The following is a 21246-nucleotide window of genomic DNA, read 5'->3' as shown; positions in this document are numbered from 1 at the left end:
ATGACCTCAGCTCTCCTACCGCAGCCGCGTTCCCACGAGACCAGCTGCCAGCGTGTTACCGGACGCCTGATCAATGAGCAGGAAGTTGCCCACGGCACCGCGCGCCGCGTACTCCTCCACCGGCAGCTCCTGCGCCGTCTGGACGGTCACGTGCGCGATGTCGTTCAGGCCGAAGGACTCTGGCGCGGTGTCATCCGAGTTGGACGAAGCCGTGCCGTCGATGTCGATGACGCGGTCGACGCTGCCAACACGGGCACGGACCAGCGAGGTGCCATAGCGCAGCTTCACAGCCTGCCCAGCCGCGACGTCCTTCTCGGTCAGACCGACGACGGTGCCGTGGAACTCGCGGACGAGCTCCGGGAATGGCGCGGAGGCCAGCAGGTCGCCGCGGGTGAGGTCGATGTCGTCGGCAAGGCGCAGGGCGACCGCATCTCCAGCGTCAGCGGACTGCGCGCCGTCGAGGCCATCCGCCGTGTCGATGTGCGTCACTGTCGTGGTGCGGCCATTCGGCGCGACGACCTCATCGCCGACCTTCACGGAGCCGGAGTTCACAGTGCCGGCGTAGGCACGGTAGTCGGTCTCGTGCTCACGCAGGACGTACTGGATGTTGAACCGGAACGCCAGGTCCAGCGCGCGGCCGGAGTTGACCGGGATGGTCTCCAGCAGCTCGAGCACGGTCGGGCCCTCGTACCAGGATGTCTCGGTGGAGCGCTCGGCAACATTGGCGCCGAACTTCGCGGAGATCGGCACGGCGTGCGGCTCCTCGATGCCCAGGGCAGCACAGCGGGACTCGAACTCGCCCTTGATCTCCTCGAAGACGTTCTGCGAGTAGTCCACCAGGTCGATCTTGTTCACGGCCAGGATGACTGTCTTCACACCGAGCAGGCTCGCCACGGTGAGGTGGCGGATGGTTTGCGGTTTGATGCCGTTTCGGGCGTCGACAAGCAAAACGACGACCTGGGACGTGGACATGCCCGTGACGGTGTTGCGCGTGTACTGCTCATGCCCCGGGGTGTCCGCGAGGATGAAGGTGCGCTGGTCGGTGGCGAAGTACCGGTAGGCGACGTCGATGGTGATGCCTTGTTCGCGCTCGGCGCGAAGGCCGTCGACAAGCAAGGAGAGGTCGAGGCCCTCGAAGCCGCGGTCGGCGGAGGTGCGTTCGACGCTGGCGAGCTGATCCGCGAGCACCGACTTCGTGTCGTGCAGGAGGCGGCCGACGAAGGTGGATTTGCCGTCGTCAACGGAGCCGGCCGTGCAGAGCCTCAGCGTCGCTCGTTGCGCTAACGCTTCACTCGCCGACGCATTCGGCTCTGCAGAATTTCCAAAAGGACTCATCAGAAGTAGCCCTCCTTCTTGCGGTCTTCCATGGCGGATTCGGACAGGCGGTCGTCGGCGCGCGTGGCGCCGCGCTCGGTCAGGGTGGAAGCGGCGAGCTCGACGAGCACCTCATCGATGGTTGTCGCGGTCGAGTCGACCGCACCGGTGCAGCTCATGTCACCGACGGTGCGGTAGCGCACGCGGCGGGTCTCCACGGTCTCATCCTCGCGCGGGCCGCCCCACTCGCCGGCGGTGAGCCACATGCCGTCGCGGTTGAACACCTCGCGGTCGTGGGCGAAGTAAATGGCCGGCAGCTCAATGTCGCGGGCGCCGATGTACTCCCACACGTCCGCTTCCGTCCAGTTGGAGATGGGGAAGACGCGGATGTTCTCGCCCGGAAGCTTCTCGCCGTTGTAGAGACTCCACAGCTCAGGGCGCTGACGGCGCGGATCCCAGCCGCCGAAAGAGTCGCGGACGGAGAAGACGCGCTCCTTGGCGCGGGCGCGCTCCTCGTCGCGGCGGGCGCCGCCGAGAACGGCGTCGTAACCGACCTCAGCGATGGTCTCCACGAGGGGCACGGTTTGCAGCGGGTTGCGGGTGCCGTCGGGACGCTCGACCAGGTCGCCGCGGTCAATCCAATCCTGCACGTGCGCCACGCGCAGGCGGGCACCGGTTTCCTCGACGAGGCGGTCGCGGAACTCGATCACTTCCGGGAAGTTGTGGCCGGTGTCCACGTGCAGCAACTCGATCGGCATTGCGGCGGGCGCAAACGCGCGGCGCGCCAGCTCGAAGACGACACAGGAGTCCTTGCCGCCCGAGAACAGCAGGCCGATCTTGTCGAATTGCCCTGCCACCTCACGCAGGATGTGAATCGACTCGTTCTCCAGATCCCGCAGGTGCGGGGAGAGTTCGTTAGCCATGCAGACCACACTCCGTCTTGCTCGAAAAGGCCCAGCGACCAGCGCGGGGATCTTCGCCCTCAGCGACCGGCAGGGTGCAGGTCGCACAGCCGATGGAGGGGTAGCCCTGCTTGGTCAGCGGGTGGATGATCAAATTCTTGTCCTCTATGTATGCGTCGGTCTCGTCCAGCGACCACGTGATGATCGGGCTGATCTTCAACCGGCCCGTGGCATCCAAACTCAAAGCGGGGGCTTCGGCGCGGGTGGGGCCGTCGTCACGCCGCAGGCCCGTGACCCAGCCGACATAGGGCGAGAGGTTCACCGCGAGCGGCTCCACCTTGCGCATACGGCAGCACGCGGTCGGGTTGCGGCGGTAGAGTGCCTTGCCGTATACGCGGTCCTGCTCCTCACGGCTCAGGATCGCCTTCGCGCGGACGAGGCGCTGCGCCGGATAACGCTCTTCGACCTGGTCCGCGACATCAAGCGTCTCGTCGAAGTGGTACTCCGTATCCAGGAAGAGGAAGTCCGCCTCCGGCAGGTAGTCTTTCGCCAGCTCCGCGAGAACGGTGTTCTCCATGCTCAGCGTCACCACGAGGTTGCCTGGGGCATACTCGTGGGCCCACTCGAGGATCTCTTTCGCGGAGGCGTTGTAGAGTTTGTCGGCCCATTCGTCGACAAGCTTCGCGTTTGCTTCGGCGATCTCTGGGGTCAGCGGCGCTGTTTCTTTGGGGCCCTCGGGGCTCACTTCGGGGTCGCGCACATCACCCGCGGACCTGTTTAGAAAGTCCACTATTTCTCCTTCCTCAACACCGCGTCGTGGCCGTGACGGGCCAGCGATTCCTGCAGTGCTTGCTCCGTTGACTTGGCCTTCTGCGGAGCCACGTCCGGGTCATCTTGCCCGTGGAACAACACCTCGAAGATACGCAGGCACTCGGTGCATTTCCATGCAAAATCCGATTGTTCATCAGGAAATAACCCTTCGCCCGCGCAGTAGGGGCAATACGCGGGGTGGTTGCGGTTCGGGTTCGGCTTGCGGCGGAAGCTCATCGCAGGTCATCCTCGTCGGCGCGCGCGACCCAGTCGCGGAAGAGCTCGCCGTCGTTTCGCTTTTCGACGAAATTACCCGCCACCCTCGTCACATAATCCCCAAGCTCAGTCGAAAGGACCTTGTGGCCGCGGAGCTTCCGGCCGAAGTTGGCGCCGTCGCCGATGGCGCCTCCCAAGTGGACTTGGAAGCCCTCGACCTTGTTGCCGTTGCCGTCGTCGACCATCTGGCCCTTCAGGCCGATGTCCGCGATGTGCGTGCGGGCGCAGGCGTTCGGGCAGCCGTTCAGGGCGATCGTGATGGGAGAGTCGAAGTCCTTGAGGCGTTCCTCGAGTTCGTCGACAAGCTCAATGCCGCGGGCCTTTGTGGTCACGTGGGCGAGCTTGCAGTATTCCAGGCCGGTGCAGGTGAGCATGCCGCGGCGGAATTCGCTGGGGGCGGAGTAGAGGCCCATCTCAGTCAGGTCTGCCGCAAGCGCCCGGACCTGCTCCGGGTCGACGTCGAGGAACAGAATTTCCTTGAACGGGGTGAAGCGCAGACGACTCAGGCCGTAAGACTCGGCCAGGTCAGCGATGGCGATGAGCTGCTCACCGGTGAGGTGGCCCATCGTCGGCTTCACGCCCAGGTAGACGTTGCCATCTTTCTGCTCGTGGATACCAATGTGATCGCGGTCGATCAGGTTGGTCGGCGCGTGGGGGCCGTCGGTGAGCTTGTAGCCCAGGTACTCGTCCTCGAGGACCTGGCGGAACTTCTCGATTCCCCACTGCGCCACCAAGAACTTGATCCGCGCCCGGGCGCGCAGGCGGCGGTAACCGTAGTCGCGGAACAGGCGGACCACGCCTGCCCACACCTCCGGCACCTCCTCCAAAGTGATGAACGCGCCGAGGGACTGAGCGAGCATGGGGTTTGTGGCCAAGCCTCCGCCGACAAAGCACTCGAAGCCCGGACCCAACTCGGGGTGGTTGACCCCGATGAACGCGATGTCGTTGATCTCATGCACGACATCCTGGCGGGCGTTGCCGGAAATCGCGGTCTTGAACTTGCGCGGCAGGTTCTGGAATTCCTCGCGCAGGACGTACTCGTTCTTGATCTTCTCAATCGCCGGTGTGGCGTCGATAATCTCATCCTTCGCGATGCCCGCCACCGGCGAACCCATGATCACGCGCGGCACATCGCCGCAGGCGTCCCAGGTGTTCAGGCCGACCGACTCGAGCTTGTCCCACATCGCCGGCGCGTCTTCGACGCGCAGCCAGTGGAGCTGAATGTTCTGGCGGTCCGTCAGGTCGGCTGTGGACCGGCAGTAGTCGCGGCTGATCTCGCCGACGGCGCGGGCTTGTTCGGTGGAGCACTGGCCGCCGTCAAAACGCACGCGCGCCATGAAGAACTCGTCCTGCAGCTCGAGGTTGTCCTTGCCGGTGTGCTCGCCGCCCAAGTTCTGCTTGCGCTGCGTGTACATGCCCAGCCACTTAAAGCGCGGGTACAGATCTTCTTCCGGGATCGACTTGAAGCCCTGCTTAGAGTAGATGTCGATGACGCGCTGCTTGACCGCCAGCACCGGCTCGACCTGCTTGAGCTCCTCATCGTGGTTGAGGGGCGCCTGGCCGTCGATCTTCCACTGGCCTTCCGGCTTCGGCTTACGCGCCGGGCGGGGCCGTGCTTCTGCGCTTGTGGTGGTGGTCATGCCGCCTCCTTCTGTGTACCGCTCTGTCTATAGCGTTGCGCGGTGCGGTTTGTTGATCAGCACGCTACACAGCCAGCCCGCCTAAGGTCACTCCTCCGCAAGGTTTCGGCTCGCTGGTCTGCACGTTCATATGAATGTAAATCTCGCTTGAGCCTTGACTGCGTACTAATCGTTGCTAAGTTTTTAGACCAAGCGGTCTACCTAGCTACAGAAGGAGCCTCACATGACCAACCGCGTTTCCCGCGTCGCCGTCACTGGAGCCGGCCCCACCGGCATCCACGCATCGGACCTCCTCATCTGCATGCCCGGCCGCAGCTACTTCGTCGACCTTTTCGACGCCTCCCCCGCCCCCACATCCCTCATCCGCTTCGGCTCATCGCACCGCAGCGCCCGCTCGCTTATCGACGTCCCCCGCCTCAGACTCTTCGGCAACCTCACCATCGGAACTGACGTGACCGTCGGCGAACTGACCCACTACTACGACACGATTGTCGTGGCGTCTGATTCTGACGCCGGGGCCGGTGACACCGCCGGGTCCGTCGTGGTCATCGGCACATCTCCTGGCGCGGCCGAGGTTTACGACGCGCTCTCCGCGTCCGCCGCCGATGCCGGTCTTTCGGGCGCCGGCCTCGCCGATGCCGCGATTGCCCTCAGCCGCACCCCCGTCGTCGCCTCACCGCAGGTGACCGACCAGCCCGGGGCGATCGTCGCCCTTCTCGAGTCCCGCAGCCTCCCCTTCACCACGTGGGAAGGCTGGCACCGGCCGGCTTGGGCGAAGAACTCTGCCGCAAAACCGCAGGGACTCCGCAGTGCGGACTCGTCCGCACCGGAGCCATCTGAACCTGGCGTGGTCACGGTGGCCCAGTGGACGACCTTGCTGTCCGCAGCGAATGCCGTTCCGGCAACTCCATAGTTCTGCAGAACCCCAGGGACTCCGCAATGCGGAGTGTCCTCCCCCCGGACCCTAGAATACTGCTCGCCCTTATAAACCAGACTGCACGTTTTTGACCAGTACTTTTACGTGAGCAGTATTCCGGAAATGCCCGAGCAGTATTCCAGCCCGGCGCCACCTCACCGGACTGCCGCAAAACCGCAGGGACTCCGCAGTGCGGACTATCGCCAGTTCTCAACCTCAAGCGATGGCACTCGGGAGAATTCATCGTCGTTCGCCGTCACGAGGACCACATCCTCGCGCAATGCCTGAGCCGCGATCCATAAGTCATTGGGGCCGATAACTCGTCCTTGACTTTGCAGGGCCGCTCGAATTTCCGCGTAGATCTCTGCAGTTCGTTCATCCACACCGATCCTCGGCCAGCCCGCCAAGAACGTGTCGATGGATTGTCGCGCTCGAATAGGGTCCATCGACCGTAAAGCACCTGCATACAGTTCTCCGAGAACCACTGTGGAGACGCCTACTTGATCTCGTGTGCAGCTCGAGGCACGGTCCAGCACGTGCGAATAACTGCCCCGTTCGAGATCAATCCAGACGTTCGTGTCGAACAGATACCGCATGGTCTATCAAGACCTGTCGTCGAAGTCAGGTAAGGGTTCGGGTGGAAGGTCTTCGACTTCTTCGAGAAGTCCCCCTTCGATACCTTCTGCGGCTTGGTAGGCGCGCAGCCGGTTGAGCGCGTCACCGATTGTCTCTTCGACGGGACGGAGGAGCAGACCCTCGGGGACGTGCTCGACGGTCACTCGTTCGACGACGAGTCGGTGGGTCACCGGAATGCGGACAGCCTGACTGTTTCCGGATTTGAACACGGTGGTTTCAACGGGCTTCGTCACAACTTCCTCCTTTGGCACTATCAACACCGTCACTACGGATATAACTCCAAGTATATACGGCCGAATGGCGACACTATGCTCCAGAAACGGCACAGGCCTATGATTGCCCGGTGAACCTCCCCCATCTGATCCGCCTCATCGGCAGCGTGTTCCGCACAGACCGCCGCTTCGCCGCCGCCATCGCGGGCGTGCTGGTACTCCAGCTCGTGTCGGTGCTGGCTACGTTGTGGTTGCCGTCGCTGAATGCGGACATCATCGACAAGGGTCTCGCCCGTGGCGACATACCTTATATATGGCGCACTGGCGGGATCATGCTCATCGCCGCCCTGGTGCAGATTGTCACGGCGGTGGGGGTGATGTGGTTGGCGACGTGGGCGTCGACAAGCGTGGCGCGTGAGCTGCGCAAGGACGTGTTCGCGCACGTCAACCGTTTTGACGCCGAAGATATGGCGGAGTTTCCGCCGGCTACGCTAATCACGCGCGGGACGAACGATATCTACCAGATTCAGGTCGCGCTGCAGCTCACACTGGGCATGCTCGCGACCGCGCCGATCATGGCGATCGGCGGTGTGGTCATGGCGTTGCGGCAGGACGCTGGCTTGTCATGGCTGGTCGCGGTTGCGGTAGTGATTCTCGCGGTGGTGGTCACGGCAGTCGTTGCGCTGCTGTTGCCGTTGTTCACGCAGATGCAGGAGCGCCTCGACGCGGTCAACGCCGTTCTGCGCGAGCAGATCAGCGGCATTCGTGTGGTGCGCGCGTTCGGCCGCGAAGACTTTGAAACGCAACGTTTCGCCGAGGCCAACGCGGACATTACGCGGGTGAGCCTGAATGTCGGCCGCGTGTTTGTGATCCTGTTTCCTGTGGTCATGCTGATCCTCAACGCCGCGATCACCGCCCTGATGTGGTTCGGCGGCCAACGCATCGACGCCGGCCTGATGCAGATCGGTTCGTTGACGGCATTCATGCAGTACATGCTGCAGATTCTCATTGCGGTGGTGATGGGCGCGGCGATGATCATTCCGCTGCCCCGAGCGTTCGTGTGCGCACGCCGTGTAACGGAAGTCTTGGCGCACTCGCCCTCGCTTATCGACGCCCCAACCACCCCGGCCACTGACCCCACCGTCACATTCGACCGCGTCACCTACTGCTACCCCGGCGCAGACGCCCCGGTCCTGGAGGACATTTCTTTCGAGGCCCGCCCAGGCACCACAACGGCCGTGATCGGCTCGACTGGAGCGGGAAAGACGACGCTGCTGTCCTTGATCCCACGGCTGCGTGCGCCCAGGTCCGGCGTGGTGTCACTCGGCGGCGTGCCCACCACGGAGTTGAGCCGCGAGCAACTGGCCAGCACCGTGTCAATGGTTCCGCAGGAGCCGTACCTGTTCTCCGGGACGGTCGCGACGAACCTGCGTTTCGGCAACCCGGACGCCACCGATGACGAACTGTGGGCGGCATTGCGCGTCGCTCAGGCGGACTTCGTCGAGGACTTGGGCATGCCGATCTCCCAAGGCGGCACGAATGTCTCGGGCGGGCAGCGCCAGCGTCTGTGCATCGCGCGCATGTTCGTAGCAAATCCGAAGGTGCTGCTTTTCGACGACTCTTTCTCCGCCCTTGACCCCATCACCGAATCCAACCTGCAGGCGGCCATGGCCGAATACACGGCCGGTGCGGTGACCATTCTCGTGGCGCAGAAGGTCAGCTCGATTGTCGACGCCGACCAGATCCTGGTCATGGAAGCCGGCCGGATTGTGGACCGCGGTACCCACGAATCCCTGCTGGCCAACTCACCGACGTACCAAGAGATCGTTGCGTCCCAGGAAGGAGTGGACGCATGAGTGCCAAGACAGACTTGACCGACGAAGAGTTCCTGGAGTTGGAGGAAAAGACCGGGGAGGCGGGACGCAGACAAGCAAAAGCGTTCTGGCCCTCTGCCTGGCGGATGCTGAAGCTCATGGGGCCGCTCAAGCTGGCGTTCGGTGCCGGCGTGGTGCTCAATGTGGTCTCGGTGCTGCTCATGGTGGCCGGGCCGGCGGTGCTGGGCATAGCCATCGACGTGATCGCGCGCGGCGACATGGAGCGGCTGAGCGACGTTGTGATGTGGCTGCTGGTCATCTACACCGGCGCATCGTTCGCGGACTGGGCCTCAGGCGCGGTGATCAACCGGGCCGTCATGCGGGCGGTGTACGACCTGCGCGCGTCGATCGAGGCGAAAGTTCATGACCTGCCGTTGAGCTACTTCGACACCCGGCAGCGCGGCGACCTGCTGTCGCGCACGACGAACGACGTGGACAACGTGCAGCAAGCCCTGCAACAGGCGATGGGGCACTTGATTCACTCGGCGATCATGCTCACCGGCATCGTGGTGATGATGTTCTCCATCTCCTGGGAGCTCGCCCTCGTCGCTCTCATCGCTGTGCCGCTGTCAGGACTGGTCATCGCCGTGCTGGGAACGCGCTCGCAAAAGCAGTTCAGTCAGCAATGGCGCTCTACCGGCGCGCTGAACGGTCACGTCGAGGAAGCGTTCACCGGCCACGAGGTCGCGCTCATCTTCGGTCGCACCGACGAGATGGAGAATGAATTCGATCGCCGCAACGCCGAGCTGTTCGGCTCCGCGTTCAAGGCGCAGTTCCTCTCGGGCACGATCTTCCCGACCATGCAGTTCATCACCTACCTGTCGTATGTGGTCATCGCGGTCGTCGGTGCTCTGCGCGTGGCTGGCGGGCACATCACGCTGGGTTCGGCGGTGGCGTTCATCCAGTATTCGCGCCAGCTCAACCAGCCGCTCGGTGAGCTCGGCGGGATGTTGCAAATGCTGCAGTCCGGTGTCGCATCGGCCGAGCGCATCTTCGAGTTCCTCGACGCGCCCGCGCAGAGCACCGACGCCAACGGCATCCTTGCCACACCCGCGCGCGGACTCGTCGAATTCGACGACGTTTCCTTCAGCTACTCCCCCGACACGCCACTTATCGAAGACCTGACCCTGCGCGTCGAACCGGGGCAGACCGCCGCGATCGTCGGCCCCACGGGCGCCGGAAAAACGACACTGGTCAACCTGCTCATGCGGTTCTACGACATCGATAGGGGTGAGATCCGGCTCGATGGCGTCGATACGCGAAGCGTCCCTCGTGCGGCCTTGCGCGGCGAGATCGGCATGGTGCTGCAGGACGCTGTGCTGTTCAAAGGCACCATCATGGAGAACATTCGCTACGGGCGTCTCAGCGCCACCGACGAGGAAGTCATCGCCGCCGCGCGCGCCACGTACGTCGACCGCTTCGTGCGCACGCTTGCCGACGGCTACGACACGGTCGTCGACCTTGACTCTGGCGCCATCTCTGCCGGTGAGCGACAGTTGATCACTATCGCTCGAGCGTTTCTTGCTCAGCCTTCGGTGCTCATCCTGGACGAGGCGACATCGTCAGTGGACACCCGCACCGAGGTTCTCGTGCAGGAAGCGATGGGGTCGTTGCGCTCTGGGCGCACCGCGTTCGTTATTGCTCACCGCTTATCGACGATCCGCGACGCCGACACCATCCTGGTCATGGAGGCCGGCCGCATCGTCGAACAGGGCTCCCACGACGAGCTGATGGCGCGCCGCGGGGTGTACTGGCGTATGCAGCAACCAGACGGAGCTGTGGACGACAGCTAGTTCAACAAGCGTTCATCTTCTGTTACTCGCCTGTCCAGTTCCTTAGATTAGCCTGACGAGCGCCCATATTCGCCCCTAATTAGAAGTGAGCGCTAATGAGTAAAAAGGGACTCCCCCGCGATCCAGCTGGTGAGCACGATCTGCCCGACGAGGCAGACGTGCGCGTCATCGACCGGAACGTGAAAGATTCTGAGCCGGTCGATGTCGACGGCAAGAACACCACGACCACTGATTCCTCCGATACCGACTCCTCCGATATCGATGACGACATCGAAGACAAGGCCGAGGAAAACGACCCGCTCGGTTTCCTCCCGTTCGAAGGCACCGCGAAGCAAGTAGCTAACTGGGTTGCCGTTTTCCTCGGCATCTGGCTGCTGCTCAACGGTGTCGGCATGATCGGTGACGGCTTCAAGATGGTCGCCGGCGACCAGGCGAAGGAGCTGTTCTCCTTTGCCGAGAACCCGTTCGTGGGTCTGGCCATCGGTATCGTCTCCACGGCGATCATCCAGTCCTCCTCGACCACCACCTCCATCGTGGTCGGCATGATCGCCGGTGGTCTGCCACTGAACATCGCCATCCCGATGCTGTTTGGTGCCAACATGGGTACCTCGGTCACCTCGACCCTGGTTGCCCTGGGTCTGGCTGGTAACAAGAAGCAGTTCAAGAACGGTTTCTCCATGGCGACCGTCCACGACTTCTTCAACCTCATCGCCATTGGCGTCTTCTTCCCGCTCGAGATTCTCACCGGTTTCCTGGGCAAGACAGCAACCACCATCGCACCGTCGTTGGCCGGTGGCGGTGACAGCATCATTTCGAAGGGCTTCGAGGCCTTCGGGGACTTCATTGACATGATCACAGAGCCGCTCGTTGAGCTGGTCAGCAGCCTCGTCGAGCCACTCGGTGACATGTGGGGCGGCATTATTCTCGCCCTGATCGGTGTCGCTCTGATTCTGGTGTCCATCCAGTTCATCGGTAAGGTCCTCAACGCTCTGCTGGTGGGCAAGGCCCAGGACATCCTCTACGCCGCACTGGGTAAGAACGCTTTCATCGGTGCGCTCTCTGGTGCGCTGATCACCGCGCTGGTTCAGTCTTCCTCCACCACCACCGCCCTGACGGTTCCACTGGCAGCGTCCGGCAAGTTCGAAGTGCGCACCCTGTTCCCGTTCGTGGTCGGTGCGAACATCGGTACCACCGTGACCGGCCTCATCGCCGCGTTCTCCGCATCCGGTGCAGAAGCAGAGGCAGCAATGTCTGGTGCGCTGGTGCACATGCTGTTCAACCTCTTCTCCGCAATCCTCATCCTGAGCATCCCGTTCGTGCGCAACATCCCGCCGCGCTGCTCGGACTGGCTCGCTGGTCTGGCCGAGAAGAACAAGCTCTACGTATTCATCTACATCGGTGGCGTGTTCTTCGCGATCCCGCTGCTGGCCGTCTTCATTTCCAACACTTTGATGTAAGGAGTCTTCGATGACTAACCCGAACGAGACCCCCGACCTGTCCCCGATGGCTCAGGAGCTCATCCAGAACGAGGCTCCGGATGAAGCACTGCAAGCCCTGCTCGAGGAGCTCGAAGAGACCGCAGAAGAGCTGCGCGTCGAGCTCAACGCCCGCGGCCGCAACGCGGACCGTCTAGCCGCTGACCAGGAGGGTGAGGCTGCTGCTGCAACCGGAGAGGGCACCCGCAAGCACAAGAAGATCAACCCGAACGTCACGCCTGAACAGCAGGCTGAGCTCGACGAGAACTTCGCCAAGTACTGGAGCAACTCCCAGGGTTCCTGGAAGAACCTCTTCCGCCTGCTGCGCGAGTTCCGTGCTGAGATGCAGGAGGGCAAGACCAATGGCTAAAGCCCGCAAGTCCATCACCGCAGCCATCCTGGCGGGCATGACCGTCCTCGCAGTCGGCTGCTCCTCTGACAGCGGCTCGAACGGCAGCTCCGGCAACAGCAACTCTGGCGGCGACAACGGCAGCGAGACCAACGCTGCCGCTGGGGGCCCGATCAAGACCACCGGTTCCGCCACCATCGAGCCGATCACCTCCTACATGGCGAACCGCTACGACTTCGATGTCGACGTAGAGGCCATTGGTTCGACCGACGGTTTCGAGAAGTTCTGCAACGGCGAAGCTGACATCAACGACGCCTCCACGCCCATCCCGGGTGACGGCGCAGAGGTCGACTTCCAGAAGCAGTGCGCCGACAACGACGTCGAGTACATCGAGCTGCCGATCGGTCTGGACGCCATCACCATCGTCAAACACCGCGACAACGACTTCGCGACCGACCTGACCGTCGAGCAGCTGCACGACATTTGGTCGAAGGAGTCCGAGGTGTCCAAGTGGTCCGACATCGACCCGTCCTGGCCGGACGAGGAGATCAAGCTCTACGGCCGCCCGGAGGGTTCCGGTACCCTCGGCGTGTTCGAGGACCTGGTCCTGGACGGTGACGAGATCCGCGACGACTACGAGTCCACCGACGACATCGATGAGCTGACCCAGTGGGTTGCTGATGACCCGAACGCTTTGTCCTTCATGGGCATCGGTAACTACCTCGCCGCTGAGGAAGACACTCAGCGCATGATCGACAACGTCATGGTCGGGGGCGTTGCACCGACCGCGGAGGAGACGAAGAAGGGCGATTACCCGCTGTCCCGTCCGCTGTTCATCTACGTGAACAAGGAATCCACCGAGCGCGAGGACGTGGACAAGTTCGTCACCACCTACCTCGAGCACGCTGAGGCTGTCATGCCACGCGTGTACTTCTACCAGCTCCCGGAAGAGGACTACGAGAACGCCCAGAAGCGCTACGCTGATCGCAAGACCGGTGCAGACGAGCGCTGGCAAGCATAAACCCGGACTAGCTGGCAAGCAGCCCGGCCCGGCCGCAACTAAGAGGGTTTGACTCCGATTCTGAATCGGGGTCAGACCCTCTTAGTCATTCTTCACAGTCGAAGCAGTTGGGAGCTGCAGTTTCTGTTACCAGCCGGGTGTGCCCGGACCCTGGTACGGCGGCTGCTGGTACGGCTGGCCCGGGTAGGGCTGGCTAGGATACGGCTGGCTCGGGTAAGGCGCCGGATACGGGGAATCAGGGTATGCAGACGGGTACGGGTGGGCCGGATAAGCCGGGTAGGAACCAGCCGGGTACATGGGATCGCCGTAGGGCGGCTGCATCCCGCGCGCGACGCCGTACGTGGGGACGTAAGGGTAGTCGGAGCGGATCAGCTGGTAAATGCGGGCAAATGCCAAAGACTCGGCCGGGTAGGTGACAAACAGCGAGAGGTTGAGCGTGAACAAGGAAAGCACCGAGTTGATGATGCGCAGCAGAGTGATCGACCCCAGAACCGTCCAGTAGCACCCTTTGAGGTCCTTGAAGACCCGGCCAAAGGCCTCGAATGGGTTCGCTGCCCTATCGATGACGTACACCGGCACCAGAACGACCACCGGGTACACCAGGAACGCGAGCACTACAGCAGCAATGCCGAGGAGAACGGTGAAGGCCGGGTGGACGTCGAAAAGCAGGGCCGCTCCGGCGATAGGCAGACCGACAACGATCACCCCGAAACAGGCGGTCAGGAAGTACGCCACCACTGCCCCGACGATCGGCAAACCAGTGAATGCGTTGCACCAGCGGGCTCCTTCGCCGGCGACATCGCGGAGAGCAACGCGGGTGCGTGCGACCTGCCACCACAACCAGATGAAGCCGAGAACAGCGACGAAAACGAGCGCCTTAATGAGGTCTTCGTTGGTCACGATCTCCTCGTCGGAGAGAACCCCCGTGACCCCACCCATGATCAACGTGGCGATGACAATAGCCGTGAAGATGAGGTTGATCCCGGCGTAGACGAGAAAATTGTCGAATACCCGCTTGAACCCGAACCCGATCGGCTCGGTGACTGTCACCGTGGTCATCTTGGCTCCTTCATACCTGCTGCTAAGAGATGAAAAGCGTGCCGCCCAGCACCATTGTTAGATGCAGGCGGCACGCTGAGGGTTACACCCGGGTGAGCTTTAGTACATGCTCATGTAGCCGCTGGGGGACTCAGGGTGCTGCGGACCGGCCGGCTGGTCGCGGTGTGCGCTGATCCAGCGGTAGATGAAGACATAGGCGATCATCTGAAGCGGGAAGGCCACGAAGTAACCGACGCCGAGCGTGAACCCGCCGATCGCGGCGCAGATCAGGCTGATGAGGATCATCGAACCCAGAATCGGCCAGAAGTTGGGCTTGACGTCCTCCCATGCCATCTTGAGTGCGCCGCCGGCGGTGGTGCGGCCGTCGTACGCGTAAAGCGGTGCCATGCCAAGGAACGGCATAGCCGCGAAGATGGCCACGAACATCAGGATGAAACCGATAGCCATCAGCGCCGGGTGAATGAAACCGAGCAGAACGGTCAGCAGAACGAGAAGGGCAACGGCCGCACCCGCGACCAAACCGATGATGATGTTCACCAGGATGGCCTGACCCCACGGGATGTTCTTGAACAGGGTGCGCCAGCTCGGTTCCTCACCGCGGGTGTCGCGCAGAGCCACTTTGTACAGCACGATCGACATCAAAAATGAGATCAGCAGGATCGGCACATACACCAAGATCAAGCCGATCGGGTTCTCTTCGACCGGGTCGACGTACGGGTCCTCGGCCATCTGAGCGAACAGCGGGATCATGAAGAGCATCATCAGCACGAACATGGCGATGAGCGCCACAGCCGTGAAGCCGATGTAGACGTGCCAGTTCTTGGTGAACAAGCGCTTGAAGGCAAACGGAATCGGCTCCACGACCGGAAGGGGGCCACCGGCGGGCTGCAACAGGCGGCCCGACTCGGAAGCGTTCGGGTCATTCTCCGGGTGCTGGAAACCCGGACCCGGAGCGTATGCCTGACCGTAGGAGTTCTGTCCGTAGCCGTCCTGACCCGGCGTCTGGCCGTACGCACCGTAGCCAGAGCCGCCTTGGTCGTAGCCGTAGCCGTAGCCGTTCTGACCGGACTGACCGAAGGTGGAGTCACCGTAGCCGGAGTTCGGGGTGGAACCAGTCTGGTCCGCGCCGGTCTGGCCGTACGCGCTGGAGCCGCCCTGGCCGTAGGAGCTGGAGCCGGACTGGCCGTAGCCGTTCTGGCCGGATTGGCCGTAACCACCCTGCCCGTAGGAGGTGGAACCGGTCGAGTCAGCGGGGTTCTGGTTGTTGGAATTGCTGCTGTTGTTTCCGTAGCCGCCGCCGAAAGGATTGTTGTCCTGACCGCCGAACGGGTTATTTGGATCATTGGGGTTGGTCATAAGGGCTATCATATTGTGTTGGCGAAAATATGCGAGTTCAAGCGAAGCATTGTTCAGCCATTATTCAGATTGCATCAAGGGGGTAGACAGCGCTTAACGTGCCCCGTTGCATGAACACGCCGCCGCGAGATGAACCAGGTTTAAGATGGATGGCGTGAGTAATCAGCCGTACCCTAAGCCCCCGGCCCGCGACCTTCGCCTGTCTGACGCGGAGCGTGCGGACGCGTTGGCCCAGCTGACCTACGCGTACGGCGAGGGCCGCTTGGATCCGGAGGAGTACGACAAGCGGTGCGATGCCGCTACCCAGGCCGCCACCCACCGTGACCTGGAACCGCTGTTCCGGGACCTCCCCACGCAGCAGCAGTCTCAGGAGATAGAGGCATACCAGCAGTACCAGCCGGCGCACGGCCAGGAACTCGACGTCTATACCCGCCACGAGATTGCGACTGCCCGCAAGAGTGGCCAGAACATCCGCCTCGGCATGTTCGGCCTGGGCACGCTGCTGTCGCTCAGCGGCGGCATCGTGCTGGCGGAAACTGTCGCACCGTTATGGGCGATGATGCCAGTCTTCATTGTTCCGACGCTGTTCATCCTCCTCTACATCATGAAGGTCGGCCCGGATAGCTGGTACACCCCAAGTCCGGCACAGCTTGAGCGCAAGCGACTCAGGGATATGAGGACGGCCCGCCGGCTGGAGGAGGAACGTCGTAAAGCTTTGCGTGCAGCGCAGCGCGACCAGCTCACTGGCGACGTGATGGGCTACGCGCAAGACACGATTAACCGCTTCAAGCGGTGAAAACCGCGGCGAATTCTCAATAGAATGGCCCCATGAGCGACGACACCAATGAGAACCCCCAGCGCAAGCCTTTGAAGAAACACCGCCATTTTGATCAGGCGGACAAGCTCAAGAACGTGGCCTATGACCTGCGTGGACCGGTCGCGGCGACGGCGGAGGAATTGGAGCGCGACGGCCACAACATCCTCAAGCTGAACACGGGCAACCCCGGCATCTTCGGTTTCGATGCTCCCGATGTGATCATGCGCGACATCATCGCCAACTTGCCGCACTCGCAGGCGTACTCGACGTCGAAGGGCATTATTCCGGCGCGGCGAGCCGTGGTCACGCGCTACGAGGAGATCGACGGTTTCCCGGAATTCGATATTGACGACGTGTACTTGGGCAACGGTGTCAGCGAGCTGATCAACATGGTCACGCAGGCATTGCTTAACGACGGAGACGAGGTCCTCATCCCGTCTCCCGATTACCCGCTGTGGACGGCGGCGACGTCGTTAAGCGGCGGCACTCCCGTGCACTACATCTGCGACGAGGAAGACGACTGGAACCCCTCGCTCGAGGACATCCGCTCCAAGGTGAACGACCGCACCAAGGCGATCGTGGTGATCAACCCGAACAACCCCACGGGTGCTGTGTACTCGCGCGAGGTCCTCGAGGGCATTGCGGACATCGCCCGCGAGCACGAGCTCATGGTGCTTGCCGACGAGATCTACGACCGCGTCCTGTACGACGGCGCCAAGCACATTTCCATGGCGGAGGTCGCCCCCGACCTTGTCACCTGCACCTTCAATGGCCTGTCGAAGGCGTACCGGGTGTGCGGTTACCGCGCCGGCTGGATGATGATTACCGGCCCGAAGCGCCGCGCCACCGGATTCGTCGAGGGCCTGGATCTGCTCGCCGGCACGCGCCTGTGCTCCAACGTGCCAGGCCAGCACGCGATCCAGGTCGCGCTCGGCGGCCGGCAGTCCATTTTCGGTCTCACCGGTGAAGGCGGCCGACTGAAGGAACAGCGCGACATCACCATCAAGAAGCTGCGGGAAATCCCCGGTGTCTCTGTCGTCGAACCGAAGGGTGCGCTCTACGCCTTCCCGAAGATCGACACCGAGATGTACCACATCTACGACGACGAACGCTTCATGCTCGACCTGCTCAAGAGCGAGAAGATCCTCATGGTCGGCGGCTCCGGCTTCAACTACCCCAAACCGGACCACTTCCGCGTTGTCACACTGCCGTGGGCGTCCCAGCTGGAGAACGCCATAGAACGGCTGGGCAACTTCCTCAGCGACTACCACCAGCACTAAGGGGGCGCAGGGGCGCGGGGGCTAGGGGGCGCGCCGATAAGCGACAACGATTATTGCCCGCCCCCTGACCTTTATTGGCGCGTGAGACTCTTCTTGATCTGCTCCGGGTACAAGGTGATCGTCGGCATACCCAGCAAACCAAGGCCCGCAGCCAACAGACCGAACGGCAGCAACCACAGCAGAGCATCGCGCGAGTTCCCCGACGGTTTCGGCTCAGCCGGCTTGTTCGGCGTGCCTGTACTGCTCGGCTCTTCCGGCTCCTCCGTTTTCGGGTAGGAAGCCTGGATAGTGAACTTGTGCTCAGAACCGTCTTTACGCTTGTAGGCGAGTTCAGCCCGGGAGATCCTACCGCCGAAGTTCGGATTCGGGAAGAAAGTGATCTCACCCGTAGCGCTGTCAATAATCCAGCGACCCTGGCCCGGAACTTTCATTTCACGCATGTCCGGGGTGATCTCCGGCTGGAGGTCGACACCGCCAACACCGGTGAACTTCAGGGAGCCTGTTTCCATCTCCGGCACGTCCACCTGCACAGAGAACGGGTTGTCCGTCGGTGCAGTGACCTTGATAACGGAATCGCTGATCTCGAGGCTGTTGCCGTCCAAGGTCGTAGTGATCGGAGCCGGCGTCAGCGTGGTAGTGACGGGATCCGGAGTCGCCGTTGCCGGTTCAGGCGTGACCGTGACGGTGGGAGAAACACGCGGCGTCACAGTCACGGTGACCGGGTTCGGGGTCACCGTCACCGGCGGCACTGCCACAGTGACGGGCGTGCCGCTGACCGTCGTGACCACGTCCGGCACCGTCGCGGTGATGGCCTCCGGAGTGGCAGTGACCGCCGTCGGTTCACCCGTGACGTTCACCGTTGTGGTGATCGGGGCAGGCGTCACCGTGACCGGGCTGGGCGAAATGGTCTCCGTCATCGGCGCGGGGAACTGCGTGATCGTTGCCTGCGGCGGGGTCGTCGTGACCGTGACCTGGTACGTCGACTTCGACGTCACGGTCGTGGTGACGGTCTTTTCAACCGTTGTCGGAACACCGCCCACGGTGGTGGGGACCGCAGTAGTCACAGTGGTCGGAACTTCGGTGGTGACCGTCTCCGTCACCGGCGGCAACGTCGTCGTGTTCGTCGCCGTAGTCTGGCCCGTCACCGACACCTGGTAGGTGGTGGATTCCTTCGCGCCGGTCTTCGTCATTGCTTCCACAGTGACGGTACCGGGGGTTCCGCGGTAGTTGTCGGCAGGCTCGAACGTGACCACGCCGGTGGTCGGGACGATAGTGTAGGTGCCCTCGTTCCTCGTCAGAACGTTGTCCGCAGCATCCGCAAGCGAGTACGCGATAGTCCAGTCGCTCGGGAAGGACGGGAACATCTCCCTGCCCGACTTCGACTTCTGCGGCTGGTTTGCATCGCCAGTGCTTGTCGACGGCGACGTCTTCACAGCCTTGTACTCACCCAGCACCGTGCCCGGCTCCGAGCGCACACCCTCAGCGTTGGCCACGGTGTAATCGACCGGGTCCGGGGTGCCGTAGAAACCGTCGACAGGCGTGAACGTGAAAACGCCCTCACGGTCAACGGACCAGGCACCCTGGTTGGGGATAGTCTTCGTTTTGCCGCTGCTGTCCGCGTCAGCACCGTCGATCTGAACGGAGCCCGGGACCATACCCCTGCCGTACTTCGGAGCCGCAGTGAGCTTCTCCCCCACCTCGCCGGTGGCGGACACAGGCCGCAGGATCATGTTCGTCGTCGACACAATCGGCCGGTAGTGACCGTCCGCAGGGCGGGGCTGGCCATTCGCAGTCTTCAGATTCGTGATGCGCACGCCGACAGCCGGAGCAGCGCCCGTGAAGGACGGTTCCGGAGTGAATGTGACCTCACCGGTGTTCTTGTTGATGCTGTACCGGCCGACGTTCGCAATCTGCAGCGAAGTATCTTGCGTGACCAGCTCACCATCAGGGGTGACCAGGCCGTACGTGAACTCGCCGTACCACGACCTCGGGTAACCCGGGAACATCTTCTGGGCGGTCAGGCCCCAGTCGCCCTTACCGTTGTCCGTGGACTTCTGAGCTTTGCCCTGCTCCTCGATCGTCGTCGCCAGCGTTCCGTCCTGCACGTCGTACCGCACGGAAAGGGTAGCCCTGCCCGCGGGAACACCGTGCTCGTTCTTCGCGGTGTACTGGATCGGCGTGGGGTTGCCCACGAAACCGAGCTCAGGGGTGAAGGTCACCGAGCCGTTGCGGTTGACCTTCCACGTGCCCTCGCCGTCGACCGTCAGCTCGCGCCCGGCGTCCTGACCAGTGGCATTGATCAAGGCCACTGAGGATTTATCGATCGCCGCCTGCCCGCTGGACTGCGCGAAATCAGGATTCAGCGTGACGTCGCGTCCGGCCAGTTCATTCGCTTCCGCGTTGTTCAGGCCGACCGTCGGCTTGACGACGTTCGGCGTGTAAAGGGTGGTGACCTCCGCATACGAAGCATTATTCGGGTTGATTGTGTGCGCCGGCCGAGTCTGCCCGTACGCCATGACGCGGCGGTTTTTCCCGATCGTATTCGTGGTCATGTTGCTGACGACGACGCGCACCGGTGCCGCCGACTTCTGCGTGATGTTCGCATCCTTGACCTCGGCATCCGAGAAGAAGGTCGGGCTCGGCGTGAAGGAGACCTCACCAGTGTCCGGATTGATCGAGTACTTACCTTCGCTGGTGTTCAGCTCAGTGGTGACGTGGCCGAGGTAATTGGTGGCAGCGTCAGTCTTGTAGTCGAGAGCGCCGTCGACCTTGCCTGCGACTGCGTCCTGCCTATCCACCTGGAAGGCGTACTTCGGTGTGAACCCGGACCAGCCCATGCCGTCCTTCACACCGTTGAAGCCAGCAGATGCCTGGGCAGTCTGCGTGGCACCGAAGGCGCCCGTGGATGTCAGATACGTCGTGCCTTTGCCCGGCAGGTCAACGGTGGCGTAGTGGTACTCCTTTTTGAGCTTCGATTTAAAGGGATCGATCTGGATCGGCAGCGGCGGGGCGTAACCGATGTACCCCGGAGCGGGAGTCCAGTTGACGGAGAACACTTCATTGAATTCGGAGGTGTATGACCACTCGCCCAGCGGAGTTGCAAGCCTGTTGGAACCCTTGAACGGCACCGGGCGATCGAGACCAGAGAAGACGTTCTTGTAGTCCGTCTTATCTTGCTTGCTCCAGATGGTCAGCGGTACTGAGCTACCCCAGTTGCCGTACTTGCCTGTCTTAGCCTTTTCCTTCGAAATTGCATCGAGGCTTAAAAACATTCCGCTGAACTGATTTTCATTCTTTACCGCACCCCACGGCACGTTTTGCGGAGCTTGGTCGTTGTAATGCTGGCCGTTTACGGTCTGGGGTTCCGCCGAAGCAGCAGGAAGCGCGCCCCAATCGGGGGCAACTACCCGGACAGTGGACAATCCAATAATGGCGACCGTGGCGGCACTGACGGCGCGCTTGGTAACGGAAATGCGCAGGCCAGAGGGCTGCACAGAGCTAAGGGGGGTCATTGAG

18 protein-coding genes are annotated in these 21246 nt (G+C 62.5%); 8 read left to right on the top strand and 10 right to left on the bottom strand.

Going from position 1 to position 21246, the window contains the following annotated elements:
* Positions 1-15: 15 nt before the first annotated feature.
* Genes KBX18_RS05340 through KBX18_RS05320 form a run of 5 tightly spaced genes read right to left on the bottom strand, consistent with a single transcriptional unit; the run spans position 16 to position 4942 of the window.
* The gene (locus KBX18_RS05340) at positions 16-1335 is read right to left on the bottom strand and encodes a sulfate adenylyltransferase subunit 1 (RefSeq protein ID WP_005288218.1); all 1320 of its coding nucleotides are present in this window, start codon (positions 1333-1335) and stop codon (positions 16-18) included.
* Complete coding sequence (gene cysD, locus KBX18_RS05335; RefSeq protein ID WP_005288216.1) at positions 1335-2237, bottom strand: sulfate adenylyltransferase subunit CysD; 903 nt, start codon at positions 2235-2237, stop codon at positions 1335-1337. The genes KBX18_RS05340 and cysD overlap by 1 nt, the downstream gene beginning before the upstream one ends.
* Positions 2230-3006, bottom strand: coding sequence for a phosphoadenylyl-sulfate reductase (locus KBX18_RS05330; RefSeq protein WP_005288215.1), 777 nt, complete (start codon positions 3004-3006; stop codon positions 2230-2232). Before KBX18_RS05330 ends, cysD begins: the two co-directional genes overlap by 8 nt.
* Positions 3006-3263 carry a hypothetical protein gene (locus tag KBX18_RS05325; RefSeq protein WP_005288214.1) on the bottom strand — a complete coding sequence of 86 codons (258 nt, stop codon included), beginning with the start codon at positions 3261-3263 and terminating at the stop codon, positions 3006-3008. Before KBX18_RS05325 ends, KBX18_RS05330 begins: the two co-directional genes overlap by 1 nt.
* The gene (locus KBX18_RS05320; RefSeq protein WP_255995126.1) at positions 3260-4942 is read right to left on the bottom strand and encodes a nitrite/sulfite reductase; all 1683 of its coding nucleotides are present in this window, start codon (positions 4940-4942) and stop codon (positions 3260-3262) included. Before KBX18_RS05320 ends, KBX18_RS05325 begins: the two co-directional genes overlap by 4 nt.
* Positions 4943-5165: 223 nt before the next feature.
* Between KBX18_RS05320 and KBX18_RS05315 the strand changes: the two genes are divergently transcribed.
* Positions 5166-5855, top strand: a complete 690-nt coding sequence (locus KBX18_RS05315) for a hypothetical protein (protein WP_255995125.1) — start codon at positions 5166-5168, stop codon at positions 5853-5855.
* Between the two features lie 200 nt (positions 5856-6055).
* Here KBX18_RS05315 and KBX18_RS05310 read toward each other — a convergent pair whose 3' ends face one another.
* Positions 6056-6454 carry a type II toxin-antitoxin system VapC family toxin gene (locus KBX18_RS05310; RefSeq protein ID WP_255995124.1) on the bottom strand — a complete coding sequence of 133 codons (399 nt, stop codon included), beginning with the start codon at positions 6452-6454 and terminating at the stop codon, positions 6056-6058.
* Positions 6455-6460: 6 nt separating this feature from the next.
* Complete coding sequence (locus KBX18_RS05305) at positions 6461-6727, bottom strand: antitoxin (protein WP_255995123.1); 267 nt, start codon at positions 6725-6727, stop codon at positions 6461-6463.
* A 110-nt stretch (positions 6728-6837) separates the two neighbouring features.
* Between KBX18_RS05305 and KBX18_RS05300 the strand changes: the two genes are divergently transcribed.
* The 5 genes from KBX18_RS05300 (at position 6838) to KBX18_RS05280 (ending at position 13218) form a co-directional block, all read left to right on the top strand.
* Positions 6838-8562, top strand: coding sequence for an ABC transporter ATP-binding protein (locus KBX18_RS05300; RefSeq protein WP_255995122.1), 1725 nt, complete (start codon positions 6838-6840; stop codon positions 8560-8562).
* The gene (locus KBX18_RS05295) at positions 8559-10373 is read left to right on the top strand and encodes an ABC transporter ATP-binding protein (protein WP_255995121.1); all 1815 of its coding nucleotides are present in this window, start codon (positions 8559-8561) and stop codon (positions 10371-10373) included. The genes KBX18_RS05300 and KBX18_RS05295 overlap by 4 nt, the downstream gene beginning before the upstream one ends.
* A gap of 95 nt (positions 10374-10468) precedes the next feature.
* Positions 10469-11830 (top strand): Na/Pi symporter, encoded by a 1362-nt coding sequence (locus tag KBX18_RS05290; protein WP_255995120.1) that lies wholly within the window; start codon positions 10469-10471, stop codon positions 11828-11830.
* A gap of 10 nt (positions 11831-11840) precedes the next feature.
* Positions 11841-12218 carry a hypothetical protein gene (locus KBX18_RS05285; protein ID WP_005288192.1) on the top strand — a complete coding sequence of 126 codons (378 nt, stop codon included), beginning with the start codon at positions 11841-11843 and terminating at the stop codon, positions 12216-12218.
* The gene (locus tag KBX18_RS05280) at positions 12211-13218 is read left to right on the top strand and encodes a substrate-binding domain-containing protein (RefSeq protein ID WP_255995119.1); all 1008 of its coding nucleotides are present in this window, start codon (positions 12211-12213) and stop codon (positions 13216-13218) included. Before KBX18_RS05285 ends, KBX18_RS05280 begins: the two co-directional genes overlap by 8 nt.
* Positions 13219-13344: 126 nt before the next feature.
* Here the strand turns inward: KBX18_RS05280 and KBX18_RS05275 are convergent, their stop codons facing one another.
* A complete protein-coding gene (locus KBX18_RS05275; RefSeq protein WP_255995117.1) occupies positions 13345-14277 on the bottom strand; it encodes a DUF3824 domain-containing protein in 933 nt (310 codons plus the stop codon).
* A gap of 99 nt (positions 14278-14376) precedes the next feature.
* Positions 14377-15633, bottom strand: coding sequence for a hypothetical protein (locus KBX18_RS05270; RefSeq protein WP_255995116.1), 1257 nt, complete (start codon positions 15631-15633; stop codon positions 14377-14379).
* A gap of 154 nt (positions 15634-15787) precedes the next feature.
* On the opposite strand from KBX18_RS05270, the gene KBX18_RS05265 reads away from it, so the two are divergent.
* The gene (locus KBX18_RS05265) at positions 15788-16429 is read left to right on the top strand and encodes a DUF1707 domain-containing protein (protein WP_198002214.1); all 642 of its coding nucleotides are present in this window, start codon (positions 15788-15790) and stop codon (positions 16427-16429) included.
* A gap of 32 nt (positions 16430-16461) precedes the next feature.
* On the top strand, positions 16462-17730 hold the full coding sequence (locus tag KBX18_RS05260; RefSeq protein WP_255995115.1) for a pyridoxal phosphate-dependent aminotransferase: 1269 nt from the start codon (positions 16462-16464) through the stop codon (positions 17728-17730).
* 71 nt (positions 17731-17801) lie between these two features.
* On the opposite strand, the gene KBX18_RS05255 is transcribed toward KBX18_RS05260, so the two are convergent.
* Positions 17802-21242, bottom strand: a complete 3441-nt coding sequence (locus tag KBX18_RS05255; RefSeq protein ID WP_255995114.1) for a hypothetical protein — start codon at positions 21240-21242, stop codon at positions 17802-17804.
* Positions 21243-21246: the final 4 nt, after the last annotated feature.

This window comes from Corynebacterium sp. CCUG 69979 (genome assembly GCF_024454095.1).
Taxonomy (GTDB): domain Bacteria; phylum Actinomycetota; class Actinomycetes; order Mycobacteriales; family Mycobacteriaceae; genus Corynebacterium; species Corynebacterium genitalium.
Note: the sequence above shows the minus strand (reverse complement) of the source record. Positions and strands in the feature narration are given on the sequence as shown.